Below are 23,342 nucleotides of genomic sequence, written 5' to 3'. Positions count from 1 at the left end.
ACGTTGTCGCTCGAATGCGGCGCTCTCCGGTGGTGCCGAGCCCGATTCCGACTGACGGTGATCACGTCGCTACTGCGATCCGATGCGCCGACGAAGTGTCAGCCTTCGCAGTCGCGCCGAAAGGAACATGACTCCATGCGCACTGCCCGCACTCTGTTCGCTTCCGCCGCCATTACGGCGGTGCTCTCCATGACCGCACCAGCCGCGAATGCCATGGGCCTGGTCCAGGACTTCGCGACGGGCAGCGGTACCTCAGTCAGCGGCGACGACCACGGCCGTGGCGACAACGATCACGGTCGTGGCCGGGATCACGGTCGGGACCACGGTGGCTACGGCGACCGCGACAACGGCCGTTACGGCGACCGCGACCGCGACCACGGCGGTTACGGCGGTTACGGCGACCGGGACCACGGCCGGGACCACGGCGGCTGGGGTGGCCACCACCGCCGCCCGAGCGGTGGCGTGCACACCGGTGGTGGCGCGCTGGCCGGTGTCGTGACCGGTGACTGGGACAACGACTACGGCGACAACGACCACGGCCGGGGCCGGGACCGTGACCACGGTCGTGGCCGGGACCGGGACCGGGACCGGGACAACGGCGGCTACGGCGACCGGGACCACGGTGGCTACGGCGACCGGGACCACGGTGGCTACGGCGACCGCGACCGCGACCACGGCGGCTGGGGCCACGACCACTGGGGCCGTCGTCCGCACGGTGGCGTCCACACCGGTGGCGGCGGGATGGCGATGTCCGGCAGCGGTCTGGCCGCCGGTTCCGTCCTGATGCTCGGTGGTCTGGGCGCTGGCGCCTACATGCTCCGTCGCCGCAACGCGTCGGGCACTGCGGCCTGATAAGGCTGCCCCCTCCGGAGGTCGATGTGCAGTCGCGGCCACCGTCCTCGCGGACGGTGGCCGCGGCGATTTCCATGTCCGCCGCCATGGTGCCGCGCAGCCTCTGACGGCCCGCGTGCCGTCCGACGCCGCCGCGCCGCCCGCCGCGACTCGCCCCACCCGCTCACGAAAGGCCCCTCATGACCGCCCAGCAGTCGCCCCAGCCGAATCCGAGTCCCGATCCGCCCAAGGAAGCCGCCGTGCCACGCCCCGGGGGACGCGGCCTGATCTGGGCCGTGAGCGCGTTCCTGCTGGGTGCCATCCTCGTGTACAACTCCGTGGACACCTCGGCGGACGCCAAACCGCAGTCCCCGTACGCGGCCACCCCGACCCCGACCCCGGCCCCGACCCCGGAGCGTCCGGCTTCGTCCGCCCCCGATCTGGCCCTGTCCCGCTCCGTACCGAAGCGGCTGTCGATCCCGGAGATCGCCGTGGACGCGCCCTTCACCCCGCTGACCCTCGGTCCCAACGGGCAGCTCAACCCGCCTCCGGCCGGTGACAAGAACCTCGTCGGCTGGTACCAGGACGGTGCCACACCGGGCGAGCGCGGCGCCGCCATCGTCGCCGGACATGTGGACACCAAGACCGGCCCCGCGGTGTTCCTCCAACTGGAGACCCTCAGGCCCGGGGCCACGGTCGAGATCACCCGCGAGGACGGCATCGTCGCCACATTCAAGGTCGACTCCGTGGAGACGTTCAGCAAGGCCAATTTCCCCAACGACCGGGTATACGCCGACACCCCGGACCCCCAGCTCCGCCTGATCACCTGCGGGGGCTCGTACGACCACAAGGTCAAGGACTACATGTCCAACGTGGTGGTCTTCGCCCACCTCGTCTCGTCGACGCGGGCCTAGGACCGCACGGCCGCCACAGGCGTCACCGGCCGCACGGGCCGCGTGGCGCGGATCCGCGGGGGACGGAGCCCGGGCGGCCCGACGCCGGTCCGGGCTCCGGCCGTTCCGACACGCGGTTCCGGCGGGTCTGCTCTCGCCGTGGAACGCACGGAGAAATAATGACGAATATGAGGCACCGAATTCCGCGCCCTGACGGGATGAAATGAGCGCCGCCCGCCGCAATCCACCGAACCGCCGTACGGCCCGGAAAGCATCCGGTGGTGGAAGCGCCGCCACCGACCGCCTTCTGCGCATTGCGCTGCGCCGTCGAAAGCAGCCGCTGAGCCATGCGGACGTGACAGTCACCGACCGGCCGGCGGTGCGCCGGGCGGTGTCGGCGGCCGCGCTCGGCAACACCATGGAGTGGTTCGACTTCGGCGTCTACGCCTATCTGGCGGGCACCCTGGGAAAGGTCTTCTTTCCCGCCAGTTCGCCCGGTGCACAGGTGGTCTCGTCGTTCGCCACCTTCGCCGCGGCCTTCGTCGTACGGCCCCTCGGCGGCATGGTGTTCGGTCCGCTGGGGGACCGCATCGGACGCCAGCGGGTACTGGCCGCCACCATGATCATGATGGCGGTCAGCACCTTCGCCGTCGGATTCCTGCCCGGATATCACGCCGTCGGATTCGCCGCGCCGATTCTGCTGCTGATCTGCCGGCTGGTCCAGGGATTCTCGACGGGCGGTGAATATGCCGGAGCCACCACTTATATCGCCGAATACGCCCCCGACAAACGCCGCGGATTCCTCGGCAGCTGGCTCGACTTCGGCACCTTCGTCGGATATTCGCTGGGGTCGGGACTGGTCACCGTGCTCACCGCGGTGCTCGGCGAGGACGGGCTGGTCTCCTGGGGCTGGCGGCTGCCGTTCCTGGTCGCCGGCCCGCTCGGGCTGATCGGCCTCTACATGCGGATGCGGCTGGAGGAGACCCCGGCCTTCCAACGCGAGGCCGAACAGGCCCACAAGGAGGCGGAGGAGGCACGCGCCGCGGGCGGCCAGGACCCGGTCGAGGAAGCCCGCCAGTCCGGCCACGGCAGGCTCAGGGAGATCTTCACCCGGCACTGGGAGGCGGTGCTGATCTGCATGGGCCTGGTGCTGCTCTACAACGTCACCAACTACATGGTGACCTCCTACCTGCCGACCTTCATGACCGAGACGCTCGGCCAGGACCCGCTCACCGCCCAGCTGCTGGTCCTCGGCACCATGATCGTCGTGGTGCTGACCATCACCACCGTCGGCCGCAGCTCGGACCGCTGGGGCCGCCGCCCCCTCTTCATGGCCGGCAGCCTGGCCCTGATCGCGCTCGCCGCCCCCGCGGTGCTCCTCATCCGGGCCGGCGGCATCCTGCTGCCCGCCCTCGGCTGCCTGATCCTGGGCCTGCTGCTGGTGTGCTTCGCCGGTACCTCCGCCGCCACCCTGCCGGCGCTGTTCCCGACCCGGATGCGGTACGGCGCGCTCTCCATCGCCTTCAACATCTCGGTGTCGCTGTTCGGCGGCACCACGCCGCTGTTCGCCTCCGGCCTGGTGCAGCTGACCGGGAGCCACATGGTCCCCGCGTACTACCTGATGGCCGCCGGTGTGGTCGGGTTCGTCTCGACGCTGTTCCTGCACGAGACCGCGGGCAAGCCGCTGCGCGGCTCCGGGCCGATGGTGGAGACCAAGGAGCAGGCCCACAAGCTGGTCGCACACAGCCGCACCGAGGCCGGGCGCCGGGCCCGGGACATCTGGATCAGGCTGCGGCACCCCTGGGCCCGGCACTGATCCCACGGTCCCGGGCGGCCCGCCGTTCCGGTCCCCTACGGCCGCACGGTGCCGTCCCAGCGCCAGTCCGTGCGGCGCGGGCGCCCGGGCAGCGCGATGCGGCCGGTCGCCCAGAGCAGCGTCGGCCAGGGGGCCGGCCCGGCCGGGACGTCCGGGAACAGCCGGGCCAGCACCCGCGCGCACACCTCCGCCGGCGGCTCCCAGTCCAGCCCCAGCCCGGCGGCCAGATCGTGGGTGTGCACCAGGGTCTCGACGATCCCCATCGCCGCGAAGCCCGCCGGGTCGGACGCCCCGAAGACATGGTGGGCGCGTACCTCGGGCGGGGTGGTGCGCACCATGGCCACCAGCAGCGCACCGCACGCCTCCAGTGTCTGGAGCAGTCCGGCGGGCCCGGCGGCCCGGTCGGCGTGCACCGCGTTGGCCGGGCCGCCGGGGCGGCGGGCGTGCCAGACGAACGGCACCTCGCGGTCCAACGGCGGTGTTCCGGGCCCGAGTTGGGCGGCGTAGGCGAAGAGGTCGTCACCGAGGTGCTCGACCGTCTCCCAGCAGTCCCACTCCAGCGAACCGGCCCGTCCGCCGTCCTCCCACGCCGCGGCCGGCGCGGTACGCAGCAGTTCCACCGCGAGTCGTACGGAACGGGCGAGGTCGTCGGCGGTGACGGGACCGGGGTCGGCGGGCAGTGAGGGGTGATCCGGCCCGGCCGGGCTGTTGCTTGATCGGGACATGTCGGAACGCTACCGCGCCGGCCGGCGCGCGGGGAGGGCCGGCCGGCCGGCGCCGGCCCGTCGTCCGCATACCGGAGCGGGGGTGACGGGGCGCACGCGAACTCCGACGTGCTGTCGGTAACTGTCCGTATTTGACGGTCTATCATCGGCGCCATGTCCGCCCCAGAACTGATCCGCATCGTCTCCCGCGACTCGCCGATGGCCCTGGCCCAGGTGGAGCGCGTCCGCGCCGAGTTGGCCGCACTGCACCCCGGCATCGCCACGGAGGTCGTCCCCGTCAAGACGACCGGGGACCGGTGGATGGGGGCGCTCTCCCAGGTGGAGGGCAAGGGGGCGTTCACCAAGGAGGTCGACGCCGCCCTGCTGGCCGGTCACGCGGACCTCGCGGTGCACTGCGTGAAGGACATCCCCGGCGACCGTCCGCTGCCCGCCGGCACCACGTTCGCCGCCTTCCTCAAGCGCGACGACGTCCGTGACGCGCTGATCCACCCGGGCGGCCTGACCCTCGACGAGCTGCCCGCCGGCACCCGGATCGGCACCTCCTCGGTGCGGCGGATCGCCCAGCTCGCCGCGTCGCACCCGCACCTGGAGTTCGTGCCGATGCGCGGCAACGCCAACCGCCGCATGGAGAAACTGGCCGCCGGCGAGGCCGACGCCCTGCTGCTGGCGGTCTCCGGACTGGAGCGGATCGGCCGCACCGACGCGATCACCGAGATCCTGCCGGTGGACGTGATGTGCCCGCCCATCGGCGCGGGTGTCCTGGCGCTCCAGTGCCGCGAGGACGACAGCGCCACCATCGACGCGGTCAGTGGCCTCGGCGACCCTGCGACGTACCGGGAGACCATGGCCGAGCGGATGCTGCTGCACGTCCTCCAGGGCCACTGCAACAGTCCGATCGCCGGTTTCGCCAGCACCGACCGGCGTGGCGAACTCTCCCTGCGGGCCAGCGTTTTCACGCCCGACGGCAAGACCGTCCTCAACGCACACGAGTGGGCGGGCCCGCTGACCCCCGAGACGCTGGGCACGTCCGTCGCCGTGGCTCTGCTGCGCCAGGGTGCCCGCGAGCTCATCGACTCCATCGCACACTGACCCCGGCGACCGTCCGCACGCGACCTGGGGCCCGGATCATGCCTGCCCGGATGCGGGCCGGCCGTGCGGTCCTGAAGGCGACCACCGATGCGCGCGGCCGGGCGCCGGAGATCGTCGAACTGCCGCAGACCGCATACGGCACGGTCGACGGCGAGCCCGTCGAGGTCGGGTGCCTCGACTTCTCTCTCGCCAACGGCGGGGCGGTGGTCCCGGTCGGCGCCGACGGCCGGGACGAGGAGGCGCGCGCGGTGCTCGCCGCCGCGCTGCCCGGCCGCCGGGTGGTCGGGGAGCACCGCATCACCCCGCAGCTGCCGCGGGCACCCCGCACTCGTTAGGGCCCGTTCAGCACTGCGGGCGCTTGCCGTGGTTGGCCGCGTGCTTGCGGCGTGACTTCTTCTTGCGGCGACGCTTCGACGACATGGATTTCTCCCTTCCGGTCGATCGGGCGAGGGGCATTTCGGCATACCTACCACCTCGTCGTGATTTTGCACCGCGGTGGTAAAGCGGGCGGGAGTGGATGCCGGCGGTCCGGTGCTCTGCCGCCCCGTAACGAATCGACCCACGGTCCGCGGCATCGGCGCGCAGCCGCTATGCTTGCTGGATACAAGCAATGTGTCCAGTGGATCGACTGGAGCACGGCACTCTCGCATGCACGCATCCAGTGCGAAGGATCACGACGATGAGCAACGGTGCGGTCCATGCCTGCGACGGGGCGGGGATCACGGAGATCACCCCCACGTCGAGCCTGGCCGAGGCGGCCGCGGGCCTGGGGACGGAGATGGTCCGTTTCACCCGGCTGATCGCGGCCTGGAAGCAGCGGGTCAAGCATGACGCCGGCGCCGCCGACCGGGTGCTGCTGGCCAGACTGGTGTGCGGAGGGGACCAACGGGCGACCGACCTGGCCGCCGACGCCTTCCTGGACCTGTCGACCGTAAGCCGGCAGGTCCGCTCGCTGGTCGAACGCGGCCTGGTCGCCCGGCGCCCGGACCCCGAGGACCGGCGCGGCTCGCTGCTGGCCGCCACCGAGGCGGGGCGGGCCCGCTTCGAGGACTACCGGCGTCAGCGCGACGCCGAGCTGGCCGGGATCCTCGAGTCCTGGTCGCCACAGGACCGGGCCGATCTGATCCGGCTGATGGGCCGGCTCAACGCGGACCTGGCAGAACGTCAACACGCACGGCCGGGCCCCGGGGGAGACCAGGGCACCACCGTGGAGCAGGGAGAGATACGCAGATGAGCACAGCCACCTCTCCGCCGGGGGCGCAAGCCAAGGCGGCACCAGGGCCGGGGGCGCTCACCCACCGCCAGATACTCACCATCCTCAGCGGTCTGATGCTGGGGATGTTTCTCGCCGCGCTCGACCAGACGATCGTCAGCACCTCCATCCGCACCATCGCGGACGATCTGCACGGGCTCAGCCAGCAGGCGTGGGCGACCACGGCCTACCTGATCACCTCCACGATCGCCACCCCGCTGTACGGCAAGCTGTCCGACCTCCACGGCCGCAAGCCCTACTACCTCGCCGCGATCAGCATCTTCGTGATGGGCTCGGTGCTCTGCACCTTCTCCACCTCGATGACCGAACTCGCCGCGTTCCGCGCCGTCCAGGGCCTGGGTGCCGGCGGTCTGATGTCGCTGGCACTGGCGATCATCGGTGACATCGTCCCGCCCCGTGAACGCGCCCGGTACCAGGGCTACATGCTCGGTACGTTCGCCACCTCCAGCGTCGCCGGCCCGCTCATCGGCGGCGCGCTGGCCGGCCAGGCCACCCTGCTCGGCATCACCGGCTGGCGCTGGGTCTTCCTGGTCAACGTGCCGATCGGCGTCATCGCGCTGTTCGTCGTCGCCAAGGTCCTCAACATCCCGCACACCCGCCGGAACCGGCGCATCGACTGGTGGGGTGCGCTCACCATCAGCATCGGCGTCGTCCCGCTGCTGCTCGTCGCCGAGCAGGGCCGGGAGTGGGGCTGGACCTCGTCCCGCTCGATCACCTGCTACGTCGTCGGCGTCGTGGGGATCATCGCCTGGGTCCTGGTCGAGCGGTGGATGGGGGACGACGCGCTGATCCCGATGCGGCTGTTCCGCAACGGCACCTTCAGCAAGACCAGTCTGCTGTCCGTGCTGATCGGTATGGGCATGTTCGGCGGGATGCTGATGATCCCGCAGTACCTCCAGATCGTGAAGGGCGCCAGTCCCACCAAGTCGGGCCTGGAGATGCTGCCGTTGATGGCGGGCATGATGATCGCCTCGATCGTGTCCGGCCAGATCACCGCCAAGACCGGCCGCTACAAGGTCTTCCCGATCATCGGCACCGCCCTGATGATCGCCGCCATGCTGCTCTTCCACTACCGCGTCCAGTGGGACACCGCGCTGTGGGAAACCATGGTCTACATGCTGGTCTTCGGCCTCGGTCTGGGCGGCTGCATGCAGACCCTGGTGCTGGCCGTGCAGAACGCGGTCCCGCCGCAGGACATGGGTGTGGCCACCGCCTCGTCCACGTTCTTCCGGCAGATGGGTGCCACCGCCGGTACCGCGATCTTCCTCTCGGTGCTGTTCAGCACGGTCGGCGAGAAGATCGGCGACGCGTTCAAGGCCGCCGTGTCCACCACGCGCTTCCAGGGGGCGCTCAAGGACCCCGCGGTGCTGCACGACCCGGCCAACAAGCCGGTGCTCGACATGCTCAAGCACCCCGGCAACGGCGGCTCCTCGGGCGTACTGAGCGACTCCTCGTTCATCCAGCACCTGGACCCGCGGCTGGCCGAGCCGTTCAAGCGCGGCTTCGCCGACTCCATGCACACCGTCTTCCTGATGGGCGCCGTCGTCGTCGCGCTGGCCTTCGTGCTGATGTGGTTCATCAAGGAGGTGCCGCTGCGGCAGATCTCCGGCCTCCAGGCACGGGCCCAGGCGGAGGCCGAGGCCAACGGCGAGGTGCCGCCCGCGGCGGAGGCCGCACCGGCCCCGGAGGCGCTCGCCCCCGCCACCGCGGCCGCCGAGCACGCCCCGGCCTCCGGCCCCGACGCCTCCGGTCCGCCGATCCGCGGCACCGTACGCGACAGCGGCGGCCACCCGGTGCCGCAGGCCGCGGTCACCCTGATCAGCGTCGGCGGCCGGCAGCTCGGTCGCACCACCACGGACGCCGACGGCGGCTATGCGCTGCCCACCACCGGCCCCGGCACCTACGTCCTGATCGGCTCGGCCGGCGCCCGCAAGCCGCAGGCGCTGACCGTCGTGGTCGGCGGCGAGCCGGTCGCCTTCGATCTGACCCTCAGCGGTGCGGCCGGGCTGTCCGGCGAGGTCCGCGAGGAGAAGAACGACGACCCGGTGCCCGGCGCGCTGGTCGTCGCCACCGACGTCCGCGGCGAGGTCGTGGCCTCCGGCGTCGTCGGCCAGGACGGCGGCTTCGCGTTCGACGAACTGACCCCGGGCAGCTACACCCTGGCGGTCAGCGCGGAACGCCACCGTCCCTCGGCCCTCCAGGTGGAGGTGACCGCCGGCACCCGCAACTGGTACGAGATCCGGCTGACGCCGGGCGCCCAGGTGCGCGGCACCGTCCGCACGGTGCAGGGCGGTGCGGTCAACGACGCCCGGGTCACCCTGCTCGACCCCGCGGGCAACGTCGTGGGCACCGCCACCAGCGGCCAGGACGGCGAGTACGTCTTCACCGACCTGGACAGCGGTGAGTACACGCTGATCGCCAGCGGCTATCCGCCGGCCGCCGCCCCGCTGCGGCTGACCGCCTCCGGACAGGCCGAGTGCGACATCGAGCTCAGTCACGACACGGTGCACTGACGCGCAGCGGCACCGGCCAGGGCCCGGCGACTTCGGTCGCCGGGCCCTCGCCGTACCGGCTCCCGTCCTCTTCCCGGCCGCGGCCCGCGTTCCGTCGCCCCCCCGCCTGGACCGCGACGCGCTGCGGCCCCGCCCGCCCCCGCCTAGGCTGCCGAGCATGAGCGAGCCGAACACGGGCCGGTGCAGGCCCGGCGCCGCAGCCGACCGACGCGGCGGGGGCGCGGCATGAGCACGGACTTCGACGTGGTCGTGCTGGGCGCCGGGCCCGGCGGGTACGTCGCCGCCATCCGCGCCGCCCAGCTCGGTCTGCGCACGGCGATCGTCGAGGCCAAGTACTGGGGCGGTGTCTGCCTGAACATCGGGTGCGTGCCGTCGAAGGCGCTGCTCCGCAACGCCGAGATCGCCCACCTGGTGAACCGTGAGGCGAAGACCTTCGGCATGCACGTCGACGGGCAGGTCACCTTCGACTACCGCGAGGCGTTCCTGCGCAGCCGCAAGGTGGCCGACGGCCGCGCCAAGGGCGTGCACTACCTGATGAAGAAGAACAAGATCGAGCAGTTCGAGGGCGTCGGTGCCTTCGTCGATCCGCACACCCTCCATGTCACCCTGGGCGACGGCCGGACCGAGATGCTCTCCTTCGCCCACGCCGTCATCGCCACCGGCTCGGTCACCCGGCTACTGCCCGGCACCTCCCTCAGCCGTCGCGTGGTGACGTACGAGGAGCAGATCCTCTCCGACGAACTGCCGCGCAGCATCGTCATCGCGGGGGCCGGCGCCATCGGCGTCGAGTTCGCCTACGTCCTCCACAACTACGGCGTGGAGGTCACCCTCGTGGAGTTCCTCGACCGCGTCGTACCGCTGGAGGACGAGGAGGTGTCCGCCGAACTCGCCCGCCGCTACCGGAAGTTGGGGATCAATGTCCTGCCCTCCACCCGCGTCGAGGGGATCGACGACTCCGGGGAGCGGGTGCAGGTGACCGTCACCACCGGCGGCCAGCGCCAGACATTGGTGACCGACCAGGTCCTCCAGGCCGTCGGCTTCCAGCCGCGGATCACCGGCTTCGGACTGGAGAACACCGGTATCCGGCTGACCGAACGCGGCGCCATCGACATCGACGGCCGGTGCCGGACCAGCGTCCCGCACCTCTTCGCCATCGGCGATGTCACCGCCAAGCTGATGCTGGCGCACGCCGCCGAGGCGATGGGCGTCGTGGCGGCGGAGAGCATCGCCGGCGCGGAGACCATGGAGCTGGACTATGTGATGATCCCGCGGGTGACGTTCTGTCAGCCGCAGATCGCCAGCTTCGGCTGGACCGAGGCGCAGGCCCGCGACCGGGGCTTCGACGTGCGGGTGGCCAAGTTCCCGTCCACCGCCAACGCCAAGGCTCACGGCATCGGGGACACCGCGGGCTTCGCCAAGATCATCAGCGATGCCAGGCACGGGGAGATCCTCGGCGTCCACCTCATCGGCCCAGAAGTCACCGAACTCCTACCGGAGTTGACGCTGGCTCAGAAATGGGATCTGACCGTCCACGAGGTGGCCCGCAACGTCCACGGCCACCCCACCCTCGGCGAGTCGATCCAGGAAGCGGTGCACGGCCTCGCGGGCCACATGATCAATCTGTGAGGCGACACACCTTCGGCGGGCGGTCTTGCGGGAACATGCCCGCTGATCGCTAATTTGGGATGCTCCACGCTTCCAACCCAAGGGGAATCCGGTGGCAGATCTCGCCGACGCGATCGAGTCGATGGAACAACTTACCGTTGTCTGGCGTGACATGGTGCTCGACCGGGACCCGGGCGCGGACGTGCGGGAACTGCCCGGCATCGCCGTGCGCTGGGCGGACAGCCGCTTCGCCTTCTGGAACTGCGTCACCCTGACCGAGGTCGGCGCGGAGGCCGGGCTCGTCGCACAACGCCTGGGCAGCGCGGCGGACATCATGCGGTCCAAGCGGCGGCCGGGCTTCCTGTGGCTCTTCGAGGATCTCCTGGCGGAGGAGGCTCGCACGAGGTTGGCGGAGGCGGCCGAACAGGCAGGTCTGGAGCACGCTTTCCCGGGCACCGGAATGGCCGGCAACCTCCTTCCCCTTGCCGAGCCCCACCACCCCGACCTGACGTTCGTCCGGGTGACCACCGACGCACAACTCCAGGACTATGCGGACCTCAACTCGCGTGCGTACGGTTTTCCACCGGCGGACGGCCGCGACGGGCTCGGCGCTTCCGACCTCTGGAAGAGCCGGGCATGCGCTTGGCTGGCCCTGCGGGACGGCGTTCCGGTGGCGTGCGCGGCGACGGTGGCGGCGGACGGCCGTCTCTTCGTCGCGCTCGTCGCCACCGCCCCCGAGTGGCAGCATCGCGGCTACGGCGAGGCGGTGACGCGGAAGGCCCTGTACGAGGGCGCCCGGGCCACCGGCCTGACCCGCGCCACCCTGCACGCGACATCCGCCGGGGCGCCGGTCTACCGCCGTATCGGCTTCCAGCCGAACTCGACCATCCACTTCTACCGGCTCAGGAGCTGAACACGGTGCGAACGCCGCGGGGTCGGGGGCGGCCGAAGCCGGGCCCGGACTGGTGCCGGGGCCCGGCGTTCAGGGGGTCAGGCCGTGGTGCCCGGGCCGCCGTCGGCCGTGGCCCTGCGCCGGCGGACACTGATGATCGCGCCCGCGCCCACGGCCATCGCCACGCCGCCCACCAGGGCGATCGTCGGCAGTGCGGAGGACGAACCGGTCTCGGCCAGGTGGCCCTTGGCCGAGGTCTCCTGGACGCCGCCCTGCGGTGTGACGCCGTGTTGCGCGGGGCCGCCGGTCGTGCCGCCGCCGACGGGTTCGGCGCTCCGACCGGGCTTGCTCGGTTTGCCGGGCTGGTGGGGCCTGCCGCCCGCCGGGAGGATCTTGAAGTGGTACTCCTCGTGGTTGGAGTCACCGCAGGAGCCGTCCTTGTTGTGGAAGGACCCCTCGATGATGGCGTAGCCCTTTCCGGGCTTGGCCCCGGAGGTCGCGCGGACCCGCAACGGCAGCGTGACGGTGCTGTGCGCGGCGACCGGGAAGCCGGTGAACACGCTGTCGACCGTGGCGTCTTCAAAGCTCAGCCACTTGCCCGTCACGGGGTTGCGGAACTCCCCCTCCAGCTCGTAGTACGGGGTGTCGACGATCTCGGCGGAGGAGATGTACGGCGCCGGCCGGACTCTCTCCATGGCCTTGTCGGAGGTGTTGGTGACGGTGATGGACGACAGACTCCAGTCGGCACCGGCGACGAACTCGGACGGCAGCCCCTTGATCGCCATGTTCAGGTGCTTGGGCGCCAGGGCGCACTGCTCGCCCGGGGGCATGTCGCCGTCGGAGGAGCCCCCGCCGGACGTGGTGGCCGGGGTGCCGCCGGTCTCCTTGCCGGACTTGGTTTCGGGCCCGGGTTTGGCACCGTCCTCCGCGCCGGGCATGGCGGCACCCGCGCCGCCGGTGTGTGCCGGCGGGTTCGGCACGTCCGCGGCGAACGCTGCCGCGGGCGCGGCCAGTACGGCCGCGGGCGCGATCACCGTCGCCGCCGCGGCGGCGGTCAGAGCTTGGCGCAACTTCATCGAAAAGACCTTCCTGAGGTGTCACCCGGTCTGCCCGGTGCTTGCCCGTACATGACCGCCCGGGAGGCAAAAGGTTGCGCCACAAGGGGAGTTGTGGGATCTGGATCACAGCGTCGCCGACCGGTGGAGCGGCGACGAAGCGTAGGGTTCCGGGACATCGGCCGCAGATGACGTCGTTCCCGGCCGGTCGGTGGTCGAACGCGAAGGAGGACAGCGCATGGTGACGGTTGCGGGAAACGGGGCCGCCGAGCCCGGCAGACGGGACGGGTGGACGGATTTACCCCAACGGGCCGCGGAACTGGTGGAGTTGCTGCGGTCCAACGCAGCCCGTACCGAGCAGGAGCGTCGGGTCGTCGAGGAGAACCTCGTGGCACTCGACGAGGCCGGACTCTTCGGTGTCACGGTTCCCGAGCGGTTCGGCGGCCGCCAGGCATCCGTCCGTACCCTGGTCGAGGTGGGTTCGGAACTCGGCCGAGGCTGTGGCTCCACCGCCTGGGCCACCAGCCTGATCAACGTCTCCGGCTGGCTCGTCGGCCTCTACCCGGAACGCGCACAACGCGAGGTCTACGGGCAGAATCCGCGCGCCCGTGCCTGTTCCGTACTCCCTCCGCACGGGACGAGCCGGGTAGCCGACGGGGGCCGGGTGGTCAACGGGCGGTGGGGCTTCGCGTCGGGCTGTCTGCACGCCCAGTGGGCGCTGCTCGGCGTCTCGGACACCGACGAGAGCGGCACCCGTACGGACCAGGGACTGGCCCTGGTCCCGATGGACGAGTTGCGCGTCGAGGACACCTGGCACGTCGCCGGGATGCGCGGCACCGGAAGCAACACCCTCGTCGCCGAGGACGTCTTCGTCCCCGGGCACCGCCTGCTGTCGGTGCCGGGAGCGATGCGGGGCGAGTACCCGACCGAGTTCGCGGACGAGGTCCTCTACCGCGCGGCGTTCGTCCCGGCGCTCGCCCTGTCGCTGGCGGGCCCGCTGCTGGGGCTGGCCCGTGGCGGGCTGGAGCTGGTGCTGGCCTCGCTCGGGGAAGGGCGCGGCATCTCGCACACGTTCTACGAGCAGGCGCGGGAGGCCCCGGCGACCCAACTGCAACTCGCCGAGGCCGCCCGGCTGATCGACACCGCCGCGTTGCACCTGCGGCGCGCCGCGGACGACGTCGACGACTGGGCGGCCAGGGGCCGCCACATGCCCACGTTCGACCGGATCCGGGTGCGGATGGACATCGGCACGATCGCCCGCTGTTCACGGGAGGCGCTGGACATCCTGCTGAGCGTTCACGGGGCCCGGAGCTTCGCCGACGCCAGTCCGCTGCAGCGCATCTGGCGGGACCTGGAGACCGGCTCGCGCCATGCCATGGTCAATCCCGCCATCGCCACCGAGATGTACGGCCGGGCTCTGCTGGGCATCGAGGACCAGATCACGCCGCTGATCTGAGGGCGGGTGCGGCGCCGGTCGCCGCGGCGGACAGCTCCCGGAGCCGCGCGGCCGCGCCGAGCTCTTCGAGCCCCACGGGCCGAGCAGCGGCGGGAGTCGGGCGCGGACTGCTGACGGTCCCTCACACAGCGCAATCGTGTCGCCCGGGAGCGCGGTGTCGGGGGGCCGTCGGGTTTCGCCGGCCCGGCACAGGCAATGCCTTGGAGGCCGCGGACCGGTCCGCAGCGACCGCTGGTTGTGAACTGCTTCTGGAGCGCCATGAGCACGGTTGTTGCCCGCAGCATGTCTGTGTCCGTCCCCTCAGCCCTTGTCGGCCCCCTCCTGGTCTTCGTCCTGCTCGACGGGTTCATCCAGGGCAGCGTGGTGTCCCTGCTGCCCGTCATCCGTGACACGTTGCACACCGGCACCGGCCCGGCCATGTGGATCACCGCGGCACAGTTCCTGTCCGCCGCGGTGTGTGTCCCGGTCTTCGGGCGCCTGGGCGATCTGCACGGCCACCGCCGGATACTGCGGGTGTCGCTCGGGACGGTCACCGTCGGATCCCTGCTGTGTGCCCTGGCGCCGACGCTCGGGGTCTTCCTTGCCGGACGGGTCCTGCTCGGTCCGCTCAGCGCGACGCTTCCGCTCTCCGTCGGACTGGTGCGGGACCGACTGGACAACGCGGCCAGCCGACGGGGCGTCAGTCTCCTGGTCGCGGCGCTCATCCTCGGGGCGACGGCGGGTACGGCCACGGCCGGGCCGGTGGCGTCCGTCGCCGGTGGCGGACGCACGGTGCTGTGGTGTCTGGTGGGGCTGGCCGCGGTGGGCCTGGTGCTCGCCCTCACCCCGCGCATCTCGGAGACCGGACGACTGGCGAGCGGACGGATGGACTGGACGGGCGCCGTACTGCTCGGCCTCGGGCTGACGTTGCTGCTCGGGTCCGCGGCCCAGGGCGCGGCGCACGGCTGGCACTCGCCGCCGGTCCTCGTCGGCCTGCTGCTCGCGCCGGTGGCCCTGGGCCTGTGGGTGCGTTCGTCGCTGCGCAGCAGTGAACCCCTGGTCGATGTGCGGGCGATGGCGGGCCGCGCCATCGCACCGGCCTTCGCCTGCGGTTTCGCCGCGGGCGTCGTGGTCCTGGGCGGGCAGGGGGTCACCGTCGCGTTCCTCGACGCGGTCCCGGCGAAGGCCGGGTACGGCTTCGGGCTGCCGCAGTGGCAGATCGGTCTGTGGATCGCCGTACCGGCCCTGATCAGCTTCCTGACCGCCGGTGCTTCGGCCGCCGTCGGCCGGCGCCTTGGCTACCGCGCCATGCTCACCATCGGTTTCCTGCTGATGGCCGCCGGATTCGGGGTGGAGATCGTGGGGCACGCCGTCATGGCGACGTGGTACGCAGGTCACCTGCTGGCGGGCGTGGGCATCGGCCTGGCGGTCAGCGGGCTGCCCACCGTCATCACGGAGGGCAGCCCGCGCGATCGGGCGGCGTCCGCGACGGCCGTCTACTACAACCTCAAGACGGCCGGCGGCAGCATCGCCGGAGCCGCGGCGGCCGCGCTCTTCAGCGGTCTGCTGACGCGCTCCACGCACCAGCCGTCGCTGGCCGCCTATCTGTTGCTGTGGGGTGTCTGCGGGGTCCTGGCCCTGCTGTCCGCGGTCCTGATCCGGCTCACCCCGCGGATGTGAGGCGGCGCCGCCGGCCGGGAGGTCGGCGGCCCGCCGTCCATCAGCAGAGCCGGCGCACCAGGGCGGCCAGGGCCCCACGTTCGGCGTCGGGGCCCGCCCGGCCGGCACGCCGGGCCCGTCTTGTACCGTCCCGGCATGGCCGCAGATCGACCCCGTACGACCGTCAGTGCCTGGAAACCCCCGGTGCCAGGCATCACCGAGGTCTTCCACGCGCACTTCACCGAGCACGCGTACCCGGCCCACACCCACGACACCTGGGACCTGATGATCCTCGACGACGGCTCGGTCGACTTCGCACTCGACCGCCGCCGCCACGGGGCGAGCAGCGCCGCCAGTGTCCTGCTGCTGCCGCCAGGGGTTCCCCACGACGGTCGGACCGTCACCGCGGCGGGCTTCCGCAAGCGCGTCCTCTACCTCGACGACTCCGTGCTCCCGCAGCGCCTGTCCGGCCGTGCGGTGGACACCCCGGTCTTCAGGGACGAGCTGTTGCGGCGCCGGATCGGGCAGTTGCACACCGCCCTCGGTCAGGCCGGCGACGGGTTCGAAGCCGAGTCCCGGCTGTCGTTCGTCCGCGAACGGCTCCACCTCCACCTCGCGGCGACGCGGCCGCGCCGACCAGGACGCGAGGCGAACCGGCTCGCCGCCGAGCTGCGGGACCTCCTCGACGCACGGATCCACCTCGGCGTGACCCTGCACGAGGCCGCCGCCCTGCTGCACGCCCACCCCACCCACCTGATCCGCTGCTTCAAGCAGACCTACGGCCTGCCGCCGCACGCCTACCTCACCGGCAAACGCATCGACCGGGCACGCCGACTCCTCCTGGCCGGGCACCGCCCCGCCGAGGTCGCCACCACGGTCGGATTCCACGACCAGGCCCATCTGAACCGGCACTTCACCCGCCATGTGGGCACCACGCCCGGCCGCTACGGGCGCCCGCGCGCCTCTTCCGCATGCGCCTCCACGATCTCCTAGTTCTCGTCAGGCAATGCGCCGCGCGCAGGCGCGCGGGATACTGGTCGGACGAGGGAACCGGCCTGCGCGCCACGGTTCCAGGCACCCCGTGCCCTCGGGCCAGGCATCGTCAGGTGGCCGTCCGCGCTCCGCACGCCGGCCCGTCACTCGACGTCACCCCACGTGAAGGAGCCCTTGCCATGGGACACGGCGGAAACGTCATCAACGAGCTGACGGCGGACCACCGCGAGACGGACGAGCTGTTCGAAGCGCTCGCGTCGCAGCCCACCGGCACCCGGCGGCGCCGGGAGCTGGCGGACCAACTCACGGTGGAACTCGTTCGACACTCCGTTGCCGAGGAGCAGTACCTCTATCCTACGGTGCGCGAGCACGTCGAGGGCGGACGTACCCTTGCCGACCGGGAGCTCGGCGACCACATCGAGGTCGAGAAACTGCTCAAGGAACTCGAATCGCTCGAACCCACCGACTCCCGCTTCGACCAGCAGATCGCCAAGCTGCAGACCACTGTCCAGGCACACGTGCACGACGAGGAGAACCGGCTCTTCCCGCTGCTGGCCGACGCCTGCTCCGCGCAGATGCTCGACGAGCTGGGCGAAAAGATCCGGAGAGCCAAGAAGACGGCGCCGACCCGGCCCCACCCGTCAGCTCCGCACACCCCGCCGGCGAACAAGATCCTCGCTCCGGGCACTGGACTGGTCGACCGGGTACGGGACATGCTCACCGGCCGCAGACACCACATCGCCTGAGCGGTACCCCCCTGCGACGGTCCCCACGGCGGGGAAGCGCGGGTCCGGTGGGGCGTCGGCTCAGCCCGCGTAGGTGAGTTGTACGAGGGTGATCTCGGTGTCGCCGATGAGGATGACCGCGGCGACGTGGCTGCGGGCGATGGTCCGCATGACGCCGTCGTCGGTCCCGTACGGCTCGGAGTGCGCCGGAGGATCGATCAACGCGTCCAGCAGCAGCACCGACAAGTCCTGACGCGCCTGGTCGGGGAGGGACTTGTAGGTGGCGTGGAGGGCCGGGTCGAGATGGAGCCGGTAGGTCACGCGGCGCCTCGCCCGCGGGGGCCGTCGTCACCGGCGGCGGAGCGCAACTCGTCGGCGCTCAGGTCGATCAGTCCGGCACGGTAGGTGGACGGGAGATGTCCGGACCCGTGGAAGGCGGTGCGCAGGTGCTCGACCCGTTCGCGGTCGGCTTCGAAGGACTCGATGAACTTTACCCAACGCTCAAGGACGGCCGGCACTTCACGGACATCGCTGAAGGTGAACTCCCGCATGAACGTCGCCCGCAGTTCGGAGTGCGGCAGGGCGTGGGCGATGCTGTCGACGGTCCATGACCGACCGGAGCTGCTCATCGGGTCCTCCACACGACCTGCCGGAACTGCTGGCGCGGATGCGTGCCACCACCGTAACAATTCGCCCCGGGACGGACGGCAAGGGACCCGGACCCGCGCTCTCGCGCGAGAACGCCGGGTGAAGGCCGGGAGAAAACCGGACGGGACGCTGCCCCGGAGCGACCGCCCCCGCTGCCGCCAACTTGGCGCATAAGCCTCGCCCTTCCACCCCCGTGCGCAACCGCCCTCCGGGGTCAGGAGTCCTAACGGACATGAAGCGACGTATACCCTTCCGACTCCGCAGACCCGCGTCGGGCGCCCTGGGCCGGCGTGCGGGCGCGGCGCTCGCCCTCACGTCCCTCGCCCTGCCGCTGACGGTCGCCCTCGGTTCCCCCGCCCAGGCCGCCTCGTCGAGCTGCTACGGGCTCCGCGGCCCCTACCAGCGGCAGGCCGAGCGATTCCTCGGCCTCAGGGTCGACGGCCGCCAGTCGCCCTCCGACTGCCGGGCCATCCGTGCCTTCCAGGCGGGCCACGGCATCACGCCCACCTACGGCTACGCCGGCCCGGTCACCTGGAGTGTGATGCAACAGGTGGCCAGGCAGCGCACCGCCGGGCACAACCCCGACAGCGCCCACAAGTGCCCCACGAACAAAGGGCGGATCGCCTGTGTCGACCTGACCCGCCAGCTCAGCTGGATCCAGGACGGCGGGCGGCTGGTGTACGGGCCGGTCCCGGTCCGCACCGGCCGCAAGGGCGGCGAGACCCGCACCGGCCTCAAGCGGATCTACTGGCGGCACCTGCACCACGTGTCGACCATCTACCACACGCCCATGCCCTACAGCCAGTTCTTCGACGGCGGCGAGGCGTTCCACGCCATCAGCGGCAGCGTCTGGTCCGCCCCCGGCTCGCACGGCTGCGTCAACATGCGCCCCGACGACGCGAAGACGTACTGGTCGCTGCTGCACTACGGCGACGACGTGTACGTCTACGGCCGCAAGCCCGGGACCTGAGCACCTCGCGGGCGTGCCGCACACCACCGGCACGCCCGCGCCTCTCGGTTCGTCCGGCGCCGCCTCAGCGGGCCAGCAGGGTGTAGAGCGCCATCGGCGTCACATAGCCGGGCCAGCGGCCGTCCGCGAAGAGATGGACGCCCCCGTCCTGGTAGCACTGGTCGACGAGCTGGGAGCAGATCATGTGCCGGCTGCTGGCCACATAGCGGCGCAGCCCCGGAACGGGCAGATGGAAGCGGTGGGTGGCGATCGCCAGGTAGTCGAGGAAGCTGTACGGCACGCCCACATAGCGGTCGGCGGCCCCACATATCCGTTCGCGCTGCTGCTCGGTGAGCCCCTCCGGGCAGACGTAGAGCGCGTCGGAACCGTCGTACTCGCCGAGCGGCCGGATGCGGGCGCCGCCGGGCTCGGCCTCCAGCAGCCGTTCGCCGGGCAGGACCAGGAAGGCGTGTTCGTAGTCGGCGAAGCCGTCTCCGTTGATCCACTCGCCGAAGCGGATCAACCGGCCGGTGACACCGGAGATCTGGGTGAGCCCGATGTCGCCGGGCAGGGGATGCGTGTGCTTCATGAGCGGCTCCTGGGAGCGTGAGAAGCGGATTCCCCTCGGTGATACCCGCTGTTCGTGCGCCCGCACCGCGCCACCGCGAGCCCCTTGCCCCGCCCGCCGCGCGGCCCCCTGCCGACGAGTGACACCGGTGTCTGGTGGTGCATCAGTTGACGAAAGGGGTAGCCCTCCCGGGACGGCCCCGAAGGGGACCACCGACCACGAGGAGCACCACGCCACCATGGCCACGGGCAGCAACCCCATCCCCGCGACCGCCGACCGCACCCCGCACACGGAGCCCGCCGCGACCGACGGCCGCCCGCTGGCCGGCAGCGTCGCGCTGGTGACCGGCGCCTCCAGCGGCATCGGCGCCGCCACCGCACTGGCCCTGGCCGGGGAGGGCTGCTCCCTCGCCCTGGTCGCCCGGCGCGCCGACCGCCTGGACGAACTGGCGCGCACCATCGGCGAACAGCGCGGCACCCCGGCCGTCGCCCTGCCCGCCGACCTCGGCGACGGGGCACAGGCGCGGCGGGCCGTCCAGCGGGCCGTCGCGCACTTCGGCCGCCTGGACGTGCTGGTCAACAACGCCGGGTACGGTGCCCGCGGCGCGGTCGAGGACAGCGACCCAGAGGACTGGGACCGGATGGTCGACCTCAACCTCAAGGGCGTCCTGCACCTCTCGCACGCCGCGCTCCCGCACCTGCTGCGCGCCGCGGACTCCGGCCCGCGCGGCGTCGCCGACCTGGTGACCGTCAGCTCGGTCGCCGGCCGGGTGCCGCGCAGGGACAACAGCGTCTACTCCGCCACCAAGCACGCGGTGTGCTCCTTCAGCGAGGCGCTGCGCCAGGAGGTGACCGGCCGCGGGGTCCGCGTCGGCCTGGTCGAACCGGGCATGACCACCACGGAGATGACCCTCGGCAGCCAGGCCGCATCGGCCCACGGACTGCCCCGGGACTCCTGGCTGCACGCCGAGGACGTCGCCCGCGCCATCACGTTCATGGTCACCCAGCCCGCCCGGGTGGCCGTCAACGAGATCATGGTCCGCCCCACCGCCCAGGAGCACTGACCCGTGCCGCTGCGCCTCCTGCTCATCTCCGACACCCACGTCCCGCAGCGCGCCAGGGCCCTGCCGCCGCAACTCCTCGACGCCGTACCGCACGCCGACGTCGTCGTGCACGCCGGCGACTGGACCGACACCGCCACCCTCGACCTGCTGCAGGCCCGCGCCCGCCGGCTGATCGCGGTGTACGGCAACAACGACGGCCCGGAACTCCGCGCCCGGTTGCCGGAGGTGGCCCGAGCGGAGCTGGACGGGCTACGGCTCGGTGTGGTCCACGAGACCGGCCCGGCACAGGGCCGGGAACGCCGCTGCGCCGATCGCTTCCCCGACCTCGACGTGCTGGTCTTCGGCCACAGTCACATCCCCTGGGACAGCACGACCGGGACCGGCCTGCGCCTGCTCAACCCGGGCTCCCCGACCGACCGCCGACGGCAGCCCACCTGCACCTACCTGACCGCGGAGATCACCGGCGGCCGGCTCGCCGACGTCGTGCTGCACCCTCTGCCCCGTCGACGCTGAACCGCCCCGGTGCTCACCTGCCCAACAGCCCCCGTACGTAAGCCGCCTGGCCCGCGTGCTGGAGATCGTCCGAGATCACGCTGACCAGGCGGACGCCCAGGGTGACCGGCGGCGACCAGTTCCGGTCGACGACCCGGTCGAGGTCCTTCACGGCCAGCGCGGAGACATACCGCACCGTGCTCTCGTGCACCGCCGCGTGATAGCCCGTCAGCAGCTCGGCGCGCACGCCCCGCACCCGCGCCACGTCCTTGCGGGAGTGCCCGTAGCCGGTGTCCTCCTCGGCGAACGGCAGCCCGAACGCCTCGTACCACTCGCCCGCGCGCCAGACCTGCTCGGTTCCGGCCGCCCCGGCCACATGGTCGTCCTGGACCCGGGTGAGGTGCCAGACGAGCCAGGCGACGGAGTTGGCGCGCCCGTCGGGGCGGGTGGCCAATTCCTTCGGGTCGAGGCCGTCCACCACCTCTTCGACGACCTCGCGGATCCGGCCGAAGGCATCGACGAGCAGAGCGGTGCTGGCGGACATGGCGACTCCGTAACGGTGGACGGCCGGTGACTGCGCTCGGCCCATCGTCCCAAGCCGGCCCGCGGCCCGCCGTCCGGCGCACCGCGGCGGGACGTCAGGATCGCGCGGACCATGCGGCGAGGGTGTCGAGCAGGGCCTGCACCGGCCGCAGCGCACGGTCGCCGGCGCCGACCACGGCGAGGACGCGGGGGAGCGGCTCCACCACGCGGACCAGCCGGCCGGCCCGGAGGTAGGGGTTGGGGTCGCGCAGCGCGGCCTCCAGGGCGTTCCGGGTCCAGTACGTCCGGGCCAGTCCCAGCGCCCAGCGGTGCTCGTCCTCGTAGGGCAGCCATCGGCCGGCGGTGTAGGCGTCCGCGAGGTCATGGGCCTGACGGGACATCGCCTGCCAGCTGAAGTCCTCCTCGATCAGCTCGCGGCGCCGGCGGCCGGGACGGTCCTCCCGGCAGGGCCGGCACAGCCGCACCTGCCGCTGCGGGCCGATCGGTGGCCGCACGGTCAGGGCCGGCGCATCCGCGGCGGGACGTCGGTAATGGCACAGGTCGCAGTTGGTCGCGCCGTCGGTCGCAGGGTCCGGATATGAGCTCACGAAGGACTCAACGACGCAATCGTGAGCGGGTGGCGTGGCTGGTGCAAGGCACACTGCGGCAACGGTGCTCGATCGTGTTGCGGCATTTCAACCACCATACTCGGGCCAGGAGTTGGCCGACCGCTCCCCACGCGGTGGTCGTCTTTGGGCATGGACGCGGCGTGTCACCGGCCCCAGGCGCCCCACCGCCCACCAGGCACCCACGGCCCGCCGTCGCCCGACCGGCCTACGCGCCCACCCGCGTCGCCACCACCAGCCGGACCCCAGGGCTGCCGTCCGCCCGCCGCCCCAACTCGGGCAGCGCCCGCAGCTCCACCGCGAACCCGGCCCGCTCCAGCTCCGCCGACACCTCCGACAACCGGAAGCCCCGGTAATACATCACGAACGACGGCCACCACAGCGCATTGCGGACCCGCATCGCCGCATCGAACCCCAGCAGCGCCCAGTACAGGGGCGACCCCGGCCGGGCGGGCGCCACCACCGGGAACACGAACCGTCCACCGGGCCGCAGCACGGACCGCACCTGCCCGAACAGCCCCGGCCGCTCCCGCGGCAGGAAATGCCCGAACGCCCCGAAGCTCACCACCACATCGAAGTCCGGCCCGAACGGCAGCGCCCGCGCATCCGCCCGCACCCACTCCGGCCGCGGCCCGGCCCCGTCCTGCCCCGCCCCCTGCGCGCGGTCCCGCGCCACCGCGAGCATCCCGGCACTGATGTCGACCCCCGTCACCCGCTCCCGGCACACCTGCCGCAGCACATCCGTCCCGGCGCCCGTACCGCAGCACAGATCCAGGCCGCTGCCGAACGGGCCGAGCCCCCGCAACTGCCGGGCCACCGGCTCCAGCACCACCGCCGGTGTCCGGAACGGCGTGCGGTCGAACTTCGGGGCGAGCAGGTCGTAGCCCCGCTCGACGGACGACAACGCCTGGACGGCGAGCTCACGAAACGTGGGACCCTCGGGCGCGAACATCGCGCCAGCATAGGAGCC

The 23,342-nt window shown here is 71.9% G+C and carries 25 protein-coding genes; 16 read left to right on the top strand and 9 right to left on the bottom strand.

Translation table 11 applies throughout. The annotated features are described in order from the left end of the window. The first annotated feature begins 135 nt into the window (after positions 1–135). The 3 genes from K2224_RS19985 to proP all read left to right on the top strand — a co-directional run bounded on the left by K2224_RS19985 (position 136) and on the right by proP (position 3,540). Positions 136–852, top strand: coding sequence for a hypothetical protein (locus K2224_RS19985; protein WP_221907871.1), 717 nt, complete (start codon positions 136–138; stop codon positions 850–852). Positions 853–1,031: 179 nt separating this feature from the next. After that, the gene (locus K2224_RS19980) at positions 1,032–1,745 is read left to right on the top strand and encodes a class F sortase (protein WP_221907870.1); all 714 of its coding nucleotides are present in this window, start codon (positions 1,032–1,034) and stop codon (positions 1,743–1,745) included. 202 nt (positions 1,746–1,947) lie between these two features. After that, positions 1,948–3,540, top strand: a complete 1,593-nt coding sequence (proP, locus tag K2224_RS19975; RefSeq protein WP_221907869.1) for a glycine betaine/L-proline transporter ProP — start codon at positions 1,948–1,950, stop codon at positions 3,538–3,540. Between the two features lie 35 nt (positions 3,541–3,575). Here proP and K2224_RS19970 read toward each other — a convergent pair whose 3' ends face one another. Continuing rightward, complete coding sequence (locus K2224_RS19970; RefSeq protein WP_221907868.1) at positions 3,576–4,265, bottom strand: hypothetical protein; 690 nt, start codon at positions 4,263–4,265, stop codon at positions 3,576–3,578. A 153-nt stretch (positions 4,266–4,418) separates the two neighbouring features. On the opposite strand from K2224_RS19970, the gene hemC reads away from it, so the two are divergent. Continuing rightward, positions 4,419–5,354, top strand: a complete 936-nt coding sequence (hemC, locus tag K2224_RS19965; protein ID WP_221907867.1) for a hydroxymethylbilane synthase — start codon at positions 4,419–4,421, stop codon at positions 5,352–5,354. Positions 5,355–5,392: 38 nt separating this feature from the next. Further along, the gene (locus K2224_RS19960) at positions 5,393–5,689 is read left to right on the top strand and encodes an agmatine deiminase family protein (RefSeq protein ID WP_260692827.1); all 297 of its coding nucleotides are present in this window, start codon (positions 5,393–5,395) and stop codon (positions 5,687–5,689) included. Between the two features lie 7 nt (positions 5,690–5,696). On the opposite strand, the gene K2224_RS41720 is transcribed toward K2224_RS19960, so the two are convergent. Further along, positions 5,697–5,774 carry a 50S ribosomal protein bL37 gene (locus K2224_RS41720; protein ID WP_382788762.1) on the bottom strand — a complete coding sequence of 26 codons (78 nt, stop codon included), beginning with the start codon at positions 5,772–5,774 and terminating at the stop codon, positions 5,697–5,699. 259 nt (positions 5,775–6,033) lie between these two features. Here K2224_RS41720 and K2224_RS19955 point away from each other — a divergent pair, with 259 nt between their 5' ends. The 4 genes from K2224_RS19955 (at position 6,034) to K2224_RS19940 (ending at position 11,658) form a co-directional block, all read left to right on the top strand. Beyond that, on the top strand, positions 6,034–6,588 hold the full coding sequence (locus K2224_RS19955) for a MarR family winged helix-turn-helix transcriptional regulator (protein ID WP_221907866.1): 555 nt from the start codon (positions 6,034–6,036) through the stop codon (positions 6,586–6,588). Next, entirely contained in the window at positions 6,585–9,140 is a 2,556-nt protein-coding gene (locus tag K2224_RS19950) for an MFS transporter (protein ID WP_221907865.1), read from the top strand. The genes K2224_RS19955 and K2224_RS19950 overlap by 4 nt, the downstream gene beginning before the upstream one ends. Before the next feature lie 225 nt (positions 9,141–9,365). Further along, positions 9,366–10,766, top strand: a complete 1,401-nt coding sequence (gene lpdA, locus K2224_RS19945; RefSeq protein WP_221907864.1) for a dihydrolipoyl dehydrogenase — start codon at positions 9,366–9,368, stop codon at positions 10,764–10,766. A gap of 91 nt (positions 10,767–10,857) precedes the next feature. Next, the gene (locus K2224_RS19940; RefSeq protein WP_221907863.1) at positions 10,858–11,658 is read left to right on the top strand and encodes a GNAT family N-acetyltransferase; all 801 of its coding nucleotides are present in this window, start codon (positions 10,858–10,860) and stop codon (positions 11,656–11,658) included. Between the two features lie 77 nt (positions 11,659–11,735). On the opposite strand, the gene K2224_RS19935 is transcribed toward K2224_RS19940, so the two are convergent. Next, positions 11,736–12,713 carry an LAETG motif-containing sortase-dependent surface protein gene (locus K2224_RS19935; protein WP_221907862.1) on the bottom strand — a complete coding sequence of 326 codons (978 nt, stop codon included), beginning with the start codon at positions 12,711–12,713 and terminating at the stop codon, positions 11,736–11,738. Positions 12,714–12,930: 217 nt separating this feature from the next. On the opposite strand from K2224_RS19935, the gene K2224_RS19930 reads away from it, so the two are divergent. The 4 genes from K2224_RS19930 (at position 12,931) to K2224_RS19915 (ending at position 17,525) form a co-directional block, all read left to right on the top strand. Continuing rightward, positions 12,931–14,148 (top strand): acyl-CoA dehydrogenase family protein, encoded by a 1,218-nt coding sequence (locus tag K2224_RS19930; RefSeq protein ID WP_221907861.1) that lies wholly within the window; start codon positions 12,931–12,933, stop codon positions 14,146–14,148. Positions 14,149–14,406: 258 nt separating this feature from the next. Then, positions 14,407–15,807 (top strand): MFS transporter, encoded by a 1,401-nt coding sequence (locus K2224_RS19925; RefSeq protein WP_260692822.1) that lies wholly within the window; start codon positions 14,407–14,409, stop codon positions 15,805–15,807. A 135-nt stretch (positions 15,808–15,942) separates the two neighbouring features. Then, the gene (locus K2224_RS19920; protein ID WP_221907860.1) at positions 15,943–16,779 is read left to right on the top strand and encodes an AraC family transcriptional regulator; all 837 of its coding nucleotides are present in this window, start codon (positions 15,943–15,945) and stop codon (positions 16,777–16,779) included. 179 nt (positions 16,780–16,958) lie between these two features. Continuing rightward, complete coding sequence (locus K2224_RS19915; protein ID WP_221907859.1) at positions 16,959–17,525, top strand: hemerythrin domain-containing protein; 567 nt, start codon at positions 16,959–16,961, stop codon at positions 17,523–17,525. Between the two features lie 60 nt (positions 17,526–17,585). Here K2224_RS19915 and K2224_RS19910 read toward each other — a convergent pair whose 3' ends face one another. After that, on the bottom strand, positions 17,586–17,825 hold the full coding sequence (locus K2224_RS19910; RefSeq protein WP_221907858.1) for a hypothetical protein: 240 nt from the start codon (positions 17,823–17,825) through the stop codon (positions 17,586–17,588). Further along, on the bottom strand, positions 17,822–18,133 hold the full coding sequence (locus K2224_RS19905) for a hypothetical protein (RefSeq protein ID WP_221907857.1): 312 nt from the start codon (positions 18,131–18,133) through the stop codon (positions 17,822–17,824). Before K2224_RS19905 ends, K2224_RS19910 begins: the two co-directional genes overlap by 4 nt. A gap of 251 nt (positions 18,134–18,384) precedes the next feature. Between K2224_RS19905 and K2224_RS19900 the strand changes: the two genes are divergently transcribed. Continuing rightward, positions 18,385–19,122, top strand: a complete 738-nt coding sequence (locus K2224_RS19900; RefSeq protein WP_260692820.1) for a L,D-transpeptidase family protein — start codon at positions 18,385–18,387, stop codon at positions 19,120–19,122. Positions 19,123–19,186: 64 nt separating this feature from the next. On the opposite strand, the gene K2224_RS19895 is transcribed toward K2224_RS19900, so the two are convergent. After that, positions 19,187–19,690, bottom strand: a complete 504-nt coding sequence (locus tag K2224_RS19895; RefSeq protein WP_221907856.1) for a hypothetical protein — start codon at positions 19,688–19,690, stop codon at positions 19,187–19,189. 217 nt (positions 19,691–19,907) lie between these two features. Here K2224_RS19895 and K2224_RS19890 point away from each other — a divergent pair, with 217 nt between their 5' ends. Together K2224_RS19890 and K2224_RS19885 are read left to right on the top strand one after the other, a co-directional pair. Continuing rightward, positions 19,908–20,732 (top strand): SDR family oxidoreductase, encoded by an 825-nt coding sequence (locus K2224_RS19890; RefSeq protein ID WP_221907855.1) that lies wholly within the window; start codon positions 19,908–19,910, stop codon positions 20,730–20,732. A gap of 9 nt (positions 20,733–20,741) precedes the next feature. Beyond that, a complete protein-coding gene (locus tag K2224_RS19885; RefSeq protein ID WP_221909825.1) occupies positions 20,742–21,245 on the top strand; it encodes a metallophosphoesterase family protein in 504 nt (167 codons plus the stop codon). Positions 21,246–21,258: 13 nt separating this feature from the next. On the opposite strand, the gene K2224_RS19880 is transcribed toward K2224_RS19885, so the two are convergent. The 3 genes from K2224_RS19880 to K2224_RS19870 all read right to left on the bottom strand — a co-directional run bounded on the left by K2224_RS19880 (position 21,259) and on the right by K2224_RS19870 (position 23,324). After that, on the bottom strand, positions 21,259–21,768 hold the full coding sequence (locus K2224_RS19880) for a mycothiol transferase (protein WP_221907854.1): 510 nt from the start codon (positions 21,766–21,768) through the stop codon (positions 21,259–21,261). Between the two features lie 94 nt (positions 21,769–21,862). Next, positions 21,863–22,354 (bottom strand): hypothetical protein, encoded by a 492-nt coding sequence (locus K2224_RS19875; RefSeq protein WP_260692819.1) that lies wholly within the window; start codon positions 22,352–22,354, stop codon positions 21,863–21,865. 226 nt (positions 22,355–22,580) lie between these two features. Further along, complete coding sequence (locus tag K2224_RS19870; RefSeq protein WP_221907853.1) at positions 22,581–23,324, bottom strand: class I SAM-dependent methyltransferase; 744 nt, start codon at positions 23,322–23,324, stop codon at positions 22,581–22,583. Positions 23,325–23,342: the final 18 nt, after the last annotated feature.

Origin of the sequence: Streptomyces sp. BHT-5-2 (assembly GCF_019774615.1) — a bacterium.
Lineage (GTDB): Bacteria > Actinomycetota > Actinomycetes > Streptomycetales > Streptomycetaceae > Streptomyces.
The sequence above is the reverse complement of the archived record's forward strand: the minus strand, read 5'-3'. Positions and strand labels throughout refer to the sequence as shown.